The 13,607-nt window shown below is 45.8% G+C and carries 12 protein-coding genes and 1 pseudogene; 2 read left to right on the top strand and 11 right to left on the bottom strand.

All coding sequences use genetic code 11. From position 1 onward, the window contains the following. Positions 1-2 precede the first annotated feature (2 nt). Complete coding sequence (hemH, locus tag CH367_RS10215; RefSeq protein WP_100762417.1) at positions 3-1,103, top strand: ferrochelatase; 1,101 nt, start codon at positions 3-5, stop codon at positions 1,101-1,103. 28 nt (positions 1,104-1,131) lie between these two features. Here hemH and hemG read toward each other — a convergent pair whose 3' ends face one another. The 10 genes from hemG to CH367_RS10165 all read right to left on the bottom strand — a co-directional run bounded on the left by hemG (position 1,132) and on the right by CH367_RS10165 (position 12,265). Next, entirely contained in the window at positions 1,132-2,433 is a 1,302-nt protein-coding gene (hemG, locus tag CH367_RS10210) for a protoporphyrinogen oxidase (RefSeq protein WP_100762416.1), read from the bottom strand. A 47-nt stretch (positions 2,434-2,480) separates the two neighbouring features. Then, the gene (locus CH367_RS10205; RefSeq protein WP_100762415.1) at positions 2,481-3,440 is read right to left on the bottom strand and encodes an LA_0442/LA_0875 N-terminal domain-containing protein; all 960 of its coding nucleotides are present in this window, start codon (positions 3,438-3,440) and stop codon (positions 2,481-2,483) included. A 107-nt stretch (positions 3,441-3,547) separates the two neighbouring features. Further along, positions 3,548-4,897: an oxygen-independent coproporphyrinogen III oxidase gene (hemN, locus tag CH367_RS10200; protein WP_100762414.1), complete on the bottom strand. Its 1,350-nt coding sequence runs from the start codon at positions 4,895-4,897 to the stop codon at positions 3,548-3,550. After that, entirely contained in the window at positions 4,894-5,916 is a 1,023-nt protein-coding gene (locus tag CH367_RS10195; protein WP_100762413.1) for a uroporphyrinogen decarboxylase family protein, read from the bottom strand. The genes hemN and CH367_RS10195 overlap by 4 nt, the downstream gene beginning before the upstream one ends. Then, positions 5,906-6,598, bottom strand: coding sequence for a response regulator transcription factor (locus tag CH367_RS10190; RefSeq protein WP_100762412.1), 693 nt, complete (start codon positions 6,596-6,598; stop codon positions 5,906-5,908). The genes CH367_RS10195 and CH367_RS10190 overlap by 11 nt, the downstream gene beginning before the upstream one ends. Then, the gene (locus tag CH367_RS10185) at positions 6,595-7,524 is read right to left on the bottom strand and encodes a sensor histidine kinase (RefSeq protein WP_100762411.1); all 930 of its coding nucleotides are present in this window, start codon (positions 7,522-7,524) and stop codon (positions 6,595-6,597) included. Before CH367_RS10185 ends, CH367_RS10190 begins: the two co-directional genes overlap by 4 nt. Beyond that, on the bottom strand, positions 7,524-8,855 hold the full coding sequence (gene hemL, locus CH367_RS10180) for a glutamate-1-semialdehyde 2,1-aminomutase (RefSeq protein ID WP_100762410.1): 1,332 nt from the start codon (positions 8,853-8,855) through the stop codon (positions 7,524-7,526). Before hemL ends, CH367_RS10185 begins: the two co-directional genes overlap by 1 nt. Further along, a complete protein-coding gene (gene hemB, locus CH367_RS10175; protein WP_100762409.1) occupies positions 8,852-9,805 on the bottom strand; it encodes a porphobilinogen synthase in 954 nt (317 codons plus the stop codon). Before hemB ends, hemL begins: the two co-directional genes overlap by 4 nt. Then, a complete protein-coding gene (locus CH367_RS10170) occupies positions 9,774-11,402 on the bottom strand; it encodes a type 2 periplasmic-binding domain-containing protein (protein WP_100762408.1) in 1,629 nt (542 codons plus the stop codon). Before CH367_RS10170 ends, hemB begins: the two co-directional genes overlap by 32 nt. Further along, positions 11,387-12,265 (bottom strand): Rossmann-fold NAD(P)-binding domain-containing protein, encoded by an 879-nt coding sequence (locus CH367_RS10165; protein WP_100762407.1) that lies wholly within the window; start codon positions 12,263-12,265, stop codon positions 11,387-11,389. The genes CH367_RS10170 and CH367_RS10165 overlap by 16 nt, the downstream gene beginning before the upstream one ends. 108 nt (positions 12,266-12,373) lie before the next feature. Here CH367_RS10165 and CH367_RS10160 point away from each other — a divergent pair, with 108 nt between their 5' ends. Further along, positions 12,374-12,586 carry a hypothetical protein gene (locus CH367_RS10160; RefSeq protein WP_100762406.1) on the top strand — a complete coding sequence of 71 codons (213 nt, stop codon included), beginning with the start codon at positions 12,374-12,376 and terminating at the stop codon, positions 12,584-12,586. Here CH367_RS10160 and CH367_RS10155 read toward each other — a convergent pair. Then, positions 12,557-13,479 (bottom strand): annotated as a pseudogene (locus CH367_RS10155) (Cof-type HAD-IIB family hydrolase). The gene CH367_RS10160 and the pseudogene CH367_RS10155 overlap by 30 nt on opposite strands. Between the last annotated feature and the right edge of the window lie 128 nt (positions 13,480-13,607).

Genomic DNA, 13,607 nt, shown 5'->3' with positions numbered 1-13,607 from the left:
GTTTGAAAAAAAGAATTCTTCTCATCAACCTGGGCGGCCCCCGCAACACATCCGAAATCGAAAAGTTTCTGATCGATCTTTTTGAAGACCCGCTCGTATTCGACCTTCCTCTTCCCGAGCTTATCAGAAGACCCTTGGCTCGATGGATCGCGAAAAAAAGAGCGCCGAAAGTCGCTCGCACCTATGAGTCGATGGGATTCGGGGGAGGTTCTCCGATCGTATCCGAAACGGCAAAACAGGCGGACGCGATCGCGAAGGAGCTTCAAAAAATTACGGGCGAAGAATGGGAAGGTCAAATCACGATGACCTGCGGTTATCCGGATATTCGAAAACTCGAACGAGAAACTCTTACTCCTTCCGAAAACAACATTCTTCTTTCCTTATATCCTCATTTTTCAAGATCCACCGTTTTGAGCACGGCTAAACTCGTGGAACAAACCCTCGGCACCTGTCCTTTAAACAAAGAAGGTTGGGTGGCGCCGTTTCATTCTTCTCCGATCTATTTGGAGGCGATTCGGGATTTGATTCTTGATTTCTTTCAAGGTAAGTTGAACGCGAACGAATTCCTACATTCCGAATCATTCGGCAAAGTAGAGAACTGGGAAACGATCGAGCTCGTTTTTAGCGCACACGGAATTCCTCTGAGGCTCATCCAAAAAGGAGATCGTTATAGGGAAGAGATCGAAACCAATGTGCAAAATTTAAAACGACTTCTTCGCGAAAAAGGATTTAAAGGAGAATGTCATACTTCGTTTCAGAGTAGGGTAGGGCCTTCGAAATGGACGGAACCGAATACGATCCACATGCTCGAAGAGTTGGGGAAGAACGGAGTAAAAAGGGTAGCCGTATATCCGATCAGCTTCGTAAGCGATCATCTGGAAACTCTGGAAGAGATCGGGGAACAACTCAAAGAAGTCGCGCATGAAAACGGAATCGGCGAATATCATAGAATTCCGGCGCCGGGGATTTATCCGAAATTCATAGAAGCTATGGCAAAGATCAGCCTTGAATCTACCCTCGCGCCGAAAAACGAATGTCTTTGCGCGAAGTTAGGCGGACATAAACCGGATTTTAAATCGGGAGAATGTACGATCAATTCTTAATTTAGAGAACGATTATTAGAAAGTTTCGTCAGCATGCCTTGCCGTTTCGCATAACGTTCCAAGCTCTTTCCAAAATCGCGCTGAGCCCGATCCCGTATCGGAAATTTCCTTCCACGAAAACTCCTTCGGGAAGACTTCGATCCAGCTCCTTGTTAAACTCAAGAAGGGCCGCGTCATAAACCGGAAGCGCGGATTTCCAAATCGTAACATAGTGATTGAGAGGCGCGGAATTTTGTGTCGCGATTTGCGATGTGATCTTTTTCCGATCCTCTTCCAAGATAGAAACGATTTCCTGTTCTTTCATTTTGGATATTTCAGGATCCAAGGCTCCGCCGAAAATATACGTTTCCGAATAATGACCGTCCGTAACCCTCCCCGTAAAAATCGAAGAGTTCAACAATACCCCTCTCGCGCGAAAACCCGCTTCGGGTGGAAATAAAATTCCGAAGCCGGTCTTCTTACCGAGCAGAGATTCGTTACCGAACCTCGTCGCGGTTACGACTCCGAGAGTTCTACATACCTTTTCGTATCGTTTAAAAACGGGAATACTCGAAGCTAAAATTTTTAAAGACGATTCCAAACCGCAGGCCAATGTGATTCTTGCTTTCGGATATCTTTTTCGAAGAACGGATAGGGCAGGGGATTCTTCCGATCGAAGAATTTTGGAATCGGGAGACGATTGAATCTTAGCCTCCATCGCGTTTAGAAGCTCTCCGAGTCCGCCTCGAAAACTCACCGTTCCTTTTCTTTGTCTGGGAACCTTCGGTTCCGATTTTTTCTTTTGCATCGCCGCGCGCAGATTTTTCCACAGCGGCTCGTTCGAGGAGATCCATTTACCGATTACCAACTCGGCGGACATCTCCTTTAGATTTCCTGCATATACTCCCGCGAGCCCCGGAGCCAACACGTCACGGACGGCCGATTCTCCGAGTACGCGAGTTCCCCAATGATGTACGGATTCTTCCCTTTGCAAGCCGGCGGGCAAGAAAAAGAGTCCGTATAACAGGCGTAAGACGCCCATAAAAGAAAGAGGGATTCGTTTTGGAGAAGAGTCCTTCCAGATATATCTTTTTTTAGAGGTTTTTTGGGTGGGAATGATTTCTAAATTGAGCGCGGCCGCAAATTCTTCCAGCCGATACGAATTTAAGATTCCGTTTGCCGCGGTTTCAACAAGTCCGAAAGGAGTTTGTACGGATTGTATCAAACCTCCCGGACGATTTTTCTTTTCGTAGAGAAGGACCGATTCTCCCTTTAAAACGGAAAGTGTAGCGTAAAGAAGTCCGGTGAACCCGGCGCCGACGACGATATGATCCGGTTGTTGTATGGCCACGGATCTATTTTTGCCGAGACCTTAAAGATTGTAAATCAGCAATCTTTTTAAAATTGGTATCGATATCCGAATGTATACTTGGATTCTAAAGTCGAAGAGGATGCCGCTCCTCCGTTGAAAGTTCCCGAGTTTGCCATCGGATTGTAATCGAAGATCAATCCCTTAGAGGCTCCGTCCGAGATTCCGACCTTGGAGGAAATTTGTCCGCCGAAGATAAACGCATCGGCTAAGTTGATCAGATAAATTCCCGCCAACACTCCGATGCTTGTTTGAAGATTTTTATAAGCCTTATCGACCGCTTCTCTTCTATCCTGATACGGACTGAACTGTTGGTTGTAAACATACAACGCCACCGGATCCGAAAGCGCGGGGGCCAATTGAGGATTTGCAATACCGAGAGCCGCGAGTGTGATCGAATCCTGAGAATACGGATTTCCGTAACCCTCGTAGTCTTTTTTAGCGGCAAGATACTTGCGATTATTCTCATATACCGCGTAACCCGCGGCTAAGAAAAGAGTAGGATAGATGATCGCGGCGAATTGTCTTCCGCTCGCCCATTGTCCCCAACCGGGAAGAATCGCCGATCTTGCAAGCGCGCCGGTTTTTGATACCGCGGGTTTTGGAGGAGGAGCGGGTGGAAGAGGCTTATTTTTTTCGGCTTCTTCTCTTTCCTTTCTAAGACGTTCTTCCTCGTCGTGTTGTTTTTGAAGTTCGAAGTTTCTTTGTTTGGAAAGTTTTTCGTCTTCCATTCTTTTGATTTCGGCGTTGCGGATTCTTTCTTCCTCTTCTTCGTCGATATCCTTATAGATGACTTTTAAGATTTCTTTTTTCTGTACGACTCGTTTGCCTTCCTTGGTTTGAATCGTAATCGTCTTTTGATTTTGTGTGACTACTTTTCCGCGAAAACTTCCGCCCTCGTGCAAAAGTACAGTCTCCGAAAAAACGGAGAATGTGATGATAAAGAATAATGCGAAAATCAGAAAAAGGTTTTTCAAGTATGAAATCAAAACGGTCCTTCCTACTATAAAGTATACGACCCCCGCTAGCAAGAATCGCCACTCCTTATCAATAAATTATTGGACGAAATTTTGACCGAAAACGGAGCGAATGCCCTTTAAATCGCTCTTGAAAAAACTCTCGATTCCGGGCTTTTTCTCCTCAATCTGAGGTCCAGACCCGTACAAACGTTTCTGAGAAAAGGCCAACCCTTTTCGGTCAAAGTGAGAAGATTTCCTTCCCACTTGATTAAATTATCGTCTTCCATGGAGGCCAAATACAGCCTCACATCCCGCAAAATTTGCTCCGGTACTATAACCTTTCCGGTTGTCGATAATTGCAAAATTAACGTTCTTTGTTCCAAATCTTCGGCGTCTAGTTTATGTCCTCTAAGTGTAGCAAAACCTTCTTCGTGGATATGTTTCTGATATTTTTTTACGATTTTTTCGTTTTGATGAAAACAATCCCAACTATCCGAAATTGCGGAAACTCCGAGCCCCAAAAGCATGTCCGTGGTTTTTGTGGTATAACCCATGAAGTTTCTGTGTAAGGTTCCGTTTTTTGCGGCTTCGGAAAGCGAATCCGTTTCCAAAGCGAAATGATCCATTCCGATTTCGAGATAACCCGCTTTCAAAAACATCTCTCTAGAAACCTCGTATAACTCGCGTTTTTCGGAACCCGAAGGAAGATCCGCTTCGGTAAACAATCTTTGTGCGGCTTTGATCCAAGGAACGTGTGCGTAACTGTAGAACGCGATCCGATCCGGTCTAAGCTCGAGAGTTTTTTCCACGGTGCGTTTCATGTTTTCAAGATTTTGTTTCGGAAGTCCGTAGATAAGATCGAAGTTCACCGAAGTAAATCCTATCTTTCTGGAAAGTTCCGTGATACGTTCGGTCATCTCGAAAGGTTGGGTGCGATTGATCAATCTCTGAACTTCCGGATCGAAGTCCTGAACTCCCAAGCTCACTCTTCTGAAACCGAAATCGTGAAGAATCTTGAGTTGTGTATCTCTGGTTCTGCGCGGATCGACTTCCAAAGAAAACTCCGGCTTGGAGGATACATTCATTCTTTTTAATATAGAATCGAGTAAAAACTCCAGATTCTTTTCGGAAAGATAAGTCGGGGTTCCTCCACCGAGATGAAGTTCTTTCAGTTCGCGTTTTCCGATTTCGGGAACCTCTTCGAGATAATTGGCGAATTCCAACAAAAGCGCCTCTATATACGGGTCTTCCACGGAATGATTTTTTGTGATCGAAGTGTTGCATCCGCAAAACGAACACAAGGATTCACAAAATGGAATATGCAAATAAAGTGATAGGGAAGAATTCTCGGGTTTCAAACGATTTCTTACTTTGTCCAACCATTCTTCCGTGGTCGGATTTTCGGACCAATAAGGCACCGTTGGATAACTCGTGTATCTCGGCGCCGGTATATCATACTTTGCAATCAGTTCTTTTGCGGTTGTCATTGAAATGTCTCTCTTACGATTTCTACGAACGTTTTCACATTTTCTTCGGGGGTTTTCGGCATCACTCCGTGTCCGAGCCCGCATACCCAACCGATTCTTTCTTCGGGAGAAAGATCGCGATAGGGCCTCAAAAAGTTTATTAGGGTTTTCTTAAATTCTTCCCTTTCCATAAACAATAAGGTCTGATCAAAATTTCCTTGGACCATTCTTCTTTCGGTTTTTAAAACGTCTTTTAAATCCCATCGATGATCGAAACCGAAACCGGCAAGGCTGGAAATCTCACGGATCATATTGAAGTGCGGAGACGCAGTTCCCCTTCCATAATATCCGACTTTTCCAGGAAAACTATCGGCTAAGGTTTTTACTCCGGGAATCACGATCTCGCGAAAAAATTCGGGAGAAAGGTCCCCTCCGGCCGTGTCGAAGATCATAATCAGCTCGGCTCCGCCTTCGAGTTGAAGTTGGATGTTCGCTTTTAAAAATCGGACGATCTTTTCCAAAAATTCGTTTCTGACATCGGTGAGAGTTTTCGGAAGTGAAAGATTGCCCTCGTGTTTTCCAGAAACCGCATACGTAAACAAGGTCCAAGGCCCGCCGACGAACCCGATGATGGATTTGTTTTTAGGAATTTTTTCCCGAGTCAAACGCATCGCGTCTTTTTGAAACTGCATAAAGGAAATTGAATCTTCCACGGACTTGAGTTTTTTCAGATCATCTTTGGATCGAATCGCAAAACCGAGTGCGGGCCCCGCGTCCGTATATTGAAGTCCCATGCCGAGCGCTTCCAATGGAAAAAGAATATCGGAAAAAAGAATCGCCGTATCGAAATCGAATTCGTCCACGGGTCCGAACGCAACCTCGGCCGCGAGTTCCGGGATCTTACAAAGTTCTTCGAAAGAATGTTTTTGTCTTAAGGTTTGATAGTGTTTATGATAACGTCCGGCCTGTCTCATCATCCAAACGGGTGGAATCTTTTGTGCAATTCCGTTGATAGCGTTTTGATACCGCTCATTCGACATCTTTGATTTCTCCAATCCATTGATAACCGACACCACGCACCGATCGTATGACTTTCTCACCTTCTTCTCCGAAGGCTTGTCTGAGTCTTACAATCGAGTTGTCTATGGTTCGGTTTGTGGGGAAACTTTCTTCTCCCCAAAGTTTATCCAATATTTCGGCGCGACTTACGGTTCGATCTCGTTCGCTTACGAGAAAGTGGAGTAGGGCGCAATCCCTTTTGGACAAAGGGAATTCTTCGTTTTCTTTTTTGATTTGAAATCCTTGAAAGTCCAAGACGTAGTCTTTATAAAAAAATCTGGTTTCCTCTATGGAATGTTTATGAGATTCTAATACGTGTTTTACTCGGATTAAAAGTTCTTTGAGATGAAACGGCTTGGGTATGAATTCTTCGGCGCCGAGTTCGAAACCTCTCAGTCTTTCCGGCGCTCCGGCTTGTGCGGTTAAGAATAGAAACGGAGGACAATCCTTTGTTTCTTTCAATTCTTCCGCGAGCGTAAAGCCGTCTCCGTCCGGCAATCGAACATCCAAAAGAATGAGATGAGGTCTTTCGTCCTTTACCAACTTCTTTGCGGAGACCGCGGAAACGGTCCAATGAACCTCGTAACCTTCTTTTTGAAGACGTTCTTGCAGAGTTTCTCCGAGAGAACGATCGTCTTCGACTAACAGCAATTTGGCTTTCATCTTCGGCCGTCCTCTTTTCCCGAGCCAGGAAGAATCAAGTCCACGCGAAAGCCGGCGCTTTGTGGAATTACATGCATGGAACCTTTCATCTTCTTGGTTAATTCTTTTATGATATAAAGGCCGATTCCCGTTCCGCTCGTGCTCCCGTGTCTTTGAAACGGAACTCCCAGCGCTTGGTGTTTTCCGTCAAACCCGCTTCCGTTGTCTTTTACGGTAATCAACACCTGATCGTTTTTTTGTTTTTCGGAAATGACTTCGAATAGGCTAGCCTTTCCGTGTTTGATGGAATTTTCGACGAGATTTCTAAAAATACTTTCGAGAGCCTTTCGATCGGCGCACACCGAAACGTTTTCGAGATGCGAAAGATCGATCTTCAATTCCGGAAAATCCTCGGCGATCGAAAGGAAGATCTCAGGCACATTCGTTTTTTCTATATAAAGAATTTCGGATCTTGTCAGACTTGCAAGATACATCGCGCGGTTCATCTGCGATTCGATTCTCACCGAATCCATTAGCAATCTTTGAATCAGTTTACTTTCGTTACGATTCGGAAGTTCTTCTTGAAGACTTTCGGCTTGCAAACGAAGACTTGCGAGCGGAGTTTTCATTTCGTGTGTCACGGTGGAAAAAAAATCGTGAATCATTTTGTTTCTTCGAATGTCCCGATACGAAAGCCATATCAGCGTTACACCGCCGATAAAAAGCATCAAAAGGAAGAATGTTCCTTCCATCTTGATCATTCTACTTTGTCTTTCCAACACCAAAAGACTTTCCGACGCGGAAGAAGCGTCTAACTTTGCGCTCAACCCCGCGACGATGTTCGTGAGTTTGAGTCCGAGCCAAAACCACCAAACACCGAGCGAGACGGTGACCAAAAGCCAAACGATCGCGAAAAGAATTCTAGAATTTTTCCAAAGAGAAGACATTAAAGTTCTTTCAGAGCCTTGTCCGCTATCTCCAAAGTTTTTGCGATGACTCGATCGTCGTGCGCCCAAGATAAAAATCCCACCTCGTAACCGGATGGGGCCAGATAAATTCCGTGCTTTAGTAAAGCATGAAATACTTTTGCGAATCCTTCTTTGTGTCCTTCGGGGATTTGATCGATTCTTCGAACCGGTTCTTGCGTTTTTTTTCGAAACCAAAATAGGGAAGAATGGGTTACAGCCTCCCATTCTTGACTGGATTTGCGATCCAGAAGACGGATCATTTCGGTTGTTAAGATTTTGGTCCGATCGTCTAACACAGAATAAACGGAATCCCTTTGCGCCTTTTTCAAAGTCGCGAGCCCGGCTCTCATCCCGAACGGGCTTCCGCTCAAGGTTCCCGCCTGATAAACGGGACCGGAAGGAGCGACCAGATCCAAAAGATCCTTTCTTCCCGCATAACATCCCACGGGAAAACCCCCGCCGATGATCTTGCCGTAGGTTACGAGATCCGGCTTGATCCCGAGTAAACCCGCCATTCCTTGAAATCCGGTACGAAATCCGGAAATCACTTCATCAAAGACGACTAACGTGCCGTGTTTTTTTGCGATTTCAACGATCTTGGTTAAAAATTCCTTTCTTTGGATGAGAAGTCCGTAGTTCGCCGGAAGAGGTTCGATGATCAACGCGGCTATATTCTTCCCTTCGGTTTCAAAAATTTTTTCAACGGCTTTCTCATCATCCAAAGGAAGTACGAGCGTGTTTGCGATCGCCGTAGCGGAAATCCCCGCGCTGTCGGAAGAGGATTCTCCGGCAAGTCCGGAGCCCGCTTTTACGAGAAGTGCGTCGAGATGACCGTGATAACATCCGTCGAACTTTAAAATTTTTTCACGTCCGGTAGCCGCGCGAGCAACGCGAAGCGCGCTCATTACGGCTTCGGTTCCCGAGTTGACAAAACGAACTTTTTCGGCCCAAGGAATTTGGCTCGTGATAAACTCTGCGAGTTCGAGAGAGTATGGCTCCGCGGCTCCGAAACTCCAAGCAAGACCCGCGGTTTCACGAACGACTTCCTCCACTTCAGGATCACGATGACCGAGAATCAAAGGCCCGAAACTCAGACAATAATCGATATATTCTTTTCCTTCGATGTCGGTTAACGTGGCTCCGTTTGCGGACGCAAAGAAAACGGGAGTGCCTCCGACCGAACGAAACGATCGCACGGGAGAATGTACGCCGCCCGGAGAAACCTTCTTCGCTCTTTCAAAAAGTTCATCCGAGTTCTTTCCTTTCCAGGATTCGGAAATCAATTTAGAATTGGTTGTGTGTTGACTCAAGATAATATCTCCTTGCCTCTTCTTGCGGCGTAGGTAATCAGATAAGCCGATCCGGCTCTGGAAAAGATCTGCCAGGTTTCACGCAAGGCCGCGTCGAAATCGCAGAACCCGTTTTGTGCGAGATAATGAATCGAAGCGTATTCTCCACTGACCTGATACGCACCGGTGGGAAGCCCGGTTTTTTCGCGGATCGGACCGATGAGATCGATCGAAGTCATTCCCGGTTTGACCATCAGAAAGTCCGCGCCTTCTTCTTTGTCTCGGATCGAGGAAAGAATGGAATCCTCCCGATTGCGAACGTCGATTTGATAGGAGGAACGATCCCCGTGCCCCGGCGCGGAATCCGCGGCGGCTCGAAACGGTCCGTAAAAATTACTCTTAAACTTGGTAGAATAACTCATAATTGGAATATTCGAAAATCCGTATGTATCTAATATCTCGCGGTGACTTTTGACTCTTCCGTCCATCATGTCGCTCGGGGCGATTCCATCCGCACCCGCCTGCGCATACGTCAACGCGATCTGAGAAAGATGTTTCACCGAAGAAGGATTATCGATTCTTCCGTCCTCATGCAAAAGCCCGCAATGTCCGTGAGTCGTAAGGGAACACATACAAGCGTCGATCCACAAAAAAGCATCGGGAAATTCTTTCTTTAAGGATGAAATGGAACGTTCGTAAAAAGATTTCGGAATTTCAGTATTGGATTTGAGCTCAGGAACCAAAAAAAGAATGAAGTGTTTCAGACCCGCTTTCAGATCCGATTCCACCTGTTTCAAAACGGAAGCTTCGGTGTCCCGAAAAACTCCCGGAAGAGAATCCATTCTTTCCTTTTCCTTAAGTCCTTCCACGATAAAGAGAGGCTGTATTAGTTTTTTTGAATTTAAACTTTCCGAAGACGCAAGATCCCGGAGCGGGGCGTTAAGACGGATTCTTCTCTGTTTGGTTTCCAAGCTCTTTTCCTTTGAATTCTTTGAGTCCGAGACTCTCAAGCCAGGACTCGTAGTGTATAAAGATGGATAGGTTTGCGGATTCTCCCAGAACTTTTCGGATATGAGAGGAAGTAATTCCGGGTCCGCAGGCGTGAAATCGATTTCGAATCTGCGGAAAAAGCGAAAGCGCTTTGTCGAACTGCGATGCGCTCATCCAAAAGAGGTGCGTCTTTTCGGAAAGATCGGGATAATCTTCCATCGCCTGAGTTTGATACGTAAGAACACGTTCGATCCCCGAAGCGACTTCGGTCGAACCGACGTGTGTGCACTTCACGAAGTCCAAAGACTTTCCAAAAATGGAATATTTCGGAAGTTCCTCTTCACCGAGCGCGTCCAAGGAACCGTGCACCCAGATATCGCGTTCGCTGAGTTGAAACCAAGTTTTTAAACCCGAAGTCCAAATCAGCCCTTTGTGTTGCAGGGCCGGGTCCAAGTTCGGATACGCGTTGCCCCGAGTTACGAGCCAATCTTTGGCGATCAATTCTTCGGGAAGAATCATCCGATCTTCTTTACCGTCTGCGGACAACGTAAACCCATGCAAAGAATCTAATGGGATTCTTTTTTGTTTTACGGCTTCGCCGGGAACCGGGTAGGCGTTTGAGAGCGCCGCCGCAGGCGGCGCGGAGTTTACGAAAAATTGTTCCTCGATTTCCAGAACTTCGCCGGCGTCCGTAAGTCCTCTTTGATACAAAACTTTTCCGTACGGTTTATGAAGAATGGAAACTCCGATCTTCTGATGACAGCCTCCGCCGAATCGTTTGAGAATTTTACGTTCTTCTTCGACCGCGGAAACCACTTCCGTGTTGCTCAACGAACGGATCAGATTTAAAACCCAAGAGTCTTCGGTTCGGGATTCCGCCGCGATCGCGCCTTGCGCGGGCGCGGTGGGATTTAACGAAAGAGGAAAGATTTGATACGTGGATTCTGCGAGAGCACCCCTTAAGAACTTTCGTATTTCTTGATATTCTAATTCGTCAGAATTCAAAAAACTTTCGGACAAAAGACGGTCGAGTGCGGCTTTGGCAAGAACAAGTCCGTCCGCGTCGGATTCTCTCCATTTGCGGATCCTTGTTTGAATGTTTCCGCGGACGGGCAAAAAAGTAAGAATCGAATTTTTATAACGGGAGGGGAGGGACTTACTTAAGAATTTTTTAAGGTTATATTCTCTTCTCGGAGAAGACGTTTGAATTTTCAATTCTTCGGGAGAATATTTCGAAAGAGATGAATTTTTCCAAAGAAGAACGTCTCTTTGATCCGCACGATCCAAAACTCCCACGATCGTCGTGCCGGAATGACCTTCAAGATCCAAATCCTTCCAAGAATGGATCACCAGATCCACTTTTTTTTCCACGAGATCCTTTGTAAGATCCTGAGTGAAAACGCCTCGGGTTCCCATTTTCCAAAGAGGGGTTTGCAGATCCTGATCTCCGGAAGCTTCTCTAAAATGAAGTTCGACCGGAAGGTCCGGGAATTTTTCCCTTAAGGCACCGAGTACAAGGTAGGTTTGAAGTCTTGCGAGAGCGCTTTTGCGGGAACCGATCTTCAGAACGCGGGACAATTCAGATCTTCCCAACCGAAAATGAACTGTTGCGCTTCGAGTTCCCTTTCTTCCACGAGTTCGTCGAGAGCGGGCTGAACCCTTTCCCGAATTTGTATGGCCCTTTCTTCGGTTTCACGCAAAGAATCCAACATCTCCGCAAAGGAAACGTAAGAAACCTGATCCGGCCATTTTTTTTCCAAAGGAACTTCCCTGAAGTCTACGACGACCGTATCCGAAACAATGGAATTCATATAGGAATCCAAGTCCAAAGGAGCCGCGATCACGATCGCTTCCCCGTCCGACGGATTCCATTCGCTTAACAATTTTGTGGAACAACCGGATTCTTTAGAAAGTTCTAATAAACGTTTTTCGTTTCGACCCACGAGGGTAACGTTTCTGTTTTTCAACCAGGGGAGAATTTTCTCCGCAAGTTGTCCCGTTCCCAAAAGTGAAACGGAGTTTTGATCCTTGAGATATTTATTGGCAAGACCGCCGTACGACTGTTCGCCGATGTTTTGAAGATAACGAGAACGAATGCTTCTTGAATCCTGAATCAAACTGTCTCTGAACTTAGCGAGATATTCTCCGAAAGCGGAAGAGGGGAGAGAATTATTTTTGAACTTATCTCGAAACTGAGCGAGGACTTCGGTTTCTCCCAAAAGTCTAGAATGAAGACCGGAAATGACTTCGAGCAAAAAGCGATATCCTTCGTAACCGTCATAGGTTTCTAAAGTAGAGGGTTGATGAGAAGGTTCGCCATGAATCCGACTATCTGCGATCCAGATCGTACGCATACAAGTCATCCAGGAATAAGAACCCGGAATCTCTACATTCTCTCTATCCTTTTGAATAGAATGATAAACTCGCAGAGTGGACCACATATCGATAAAAGAACTATACCAGTTTTAAAGCTTTGATTGTCAAAGAAGTGTCACTACAGAAAAAAAGTTTCTGTTGACTTTATTGAGACTGATTTTCAATTTAGATTTATGCACTTGGAAATACAAACACAGGATTGGATCGTATATACGATCGTAAGCGCGACCGCGATTCGTTTGTTTTTCCCCTTGATCTCGGTGATCCGAGAATTCACAAAAAAACCGTCCGACAACTCGGAAGAAGACTTCGGTTGTTACAACGGCGCCTGCAAAAACTGCGACATAACCCCCGCTTCAAAAAAGAACGATCCCATTCTCCACTAAAGCAAGAGCGACTCCGTCCTCTTCGTTACTGTATCGCGTAACGTGTCTCGCCGTATTTTTGATTTCGGGAATCGCATTCTTCATCGCAAACCCGGCTCCGCTATGAAGAAGCATTTCAAGATCGTTGCGTTCGTCCCCGAAAGAAATAACTCCCTTTCCGTCCAACCCTTTGAGTGAAAGAAAACGGGAAATTCCGGACCACTTGGAAACGGAAACGTTGATGATCTCTACGCAGTAAGAAACGCCCGGGATCTTTGTAAGAATACAACGCAGTTCCGCCGCCTCCGGCAACGAAGAAATTTTTTGAACCAGAGAATCCAGATCTTCCTTACGAAGTGAAAGAAAACATATCACCAAAATCTTTTCCAGATCGGCGGAAAGAAAATCGCCGATCGATCTTGTTCGAGAATGATCTCCTCCCGAATAGTTGTGATACGCTCCGTCCGTGATCGGAATTTCCGTGAGCATGTCGATTCCTTCTTCGAACTTGTCTACGTGAAGAATCGGTGGTGTATGAAATTCTTTTCCCAAAAGAAGAATTTTCTGAACCAACTCGAGATCCAGATAACTTTCCGAAATTCTTTCGGCGTTCGGAGACTTTCTAAGAATCTGCCCATTGTTGGACACGACATGAACTTCTCCCTTGAACTCTTTCGCAAACGCGAACGTGGAATAAAATCTTCTTCCGGTTGCGATCACTAAATTCTTCCCCTGATCGATCGCGCTTTGAAGCACCGAATGGGTGAGAGGGGAGATTCTACTTTTTGAATTGAGAAGGGTTCCGTCCAAGTCGACGGCGATCGTGTGAATTTGGGTCGGATCGAAAGACATAGATTGTTTCAGTAAATCGGATTGGGGATTTTAGAGAATGATTTTTTTGATTTCTTTGACATTGAAGTTCCCGCGTTTTGAGTCGCAACCCATTGCACGCGCGAGGTCATGGGTACCGAGGTGACGTCACTCGGAACCGTATGGGTTGAAGTTTTAGAAAAAACGGAGGAGCGTCACGCATGGGAGCAAT

It is taken from the genome of Leptospira barantonii (assembly GCF_002811925.1).
Lineage (GTDB): Bacteria > Spirochaetota > Leptospiria > Leptospirales > Leptospiraceae > Leptospira > Leptospira barantonii.
Note: the sequence above shows the minus strand (reverse complement) of the source record. Positions and strands in the feature narration are given on the sequence as shown.

Excerpts from the sequence above, each read along its gene's own strand:
- CH367_RS10195 (WP_100762413.1), bottom strand. The coding sequence starts at position 5,916 with ATGTCGAATGAGCGGTATCAAAACGCTATCAACGGAATTGCACAAAAG.
- CH367_RS10190 (WP_100762412.1), bottom strand. The coding sequence starts at position 6,598 with ATGAAAGCCAAATTGCTGTTAGTCGAAGACGATCGTTCTCTCGGAGAA.
- hemN (WP_100762414.1), bottom strand. The coding sequence starts at position 4,897 with ATGACAACCGCAAAAGAACTGATTGCAAAGTATGATATACCGGCGCCG.
- CH367_RS10165 (WP_100762407.1), bottom strand. The coding sequence starts at position 12,265 with ATGTGGTCCACTCTGCGAGTTTATCATTCTATTCAAAAGGATAGAGAG.
- CH367_RS10160 (WP_100762406.1), top strand. The coding sequence starts at position 12,374 with ATGCACTTGGAAATACAAACACAGGATTGGATCGTATATACGATCGTA.
- CH367_RS10185 (WP_100762411.1), bottom strand. The coding sequence starts at position 7,524 with ATGTCTTCTCTTTGGAAAAATTCTAGAATTCTTTTCGCGATCGTTTGG.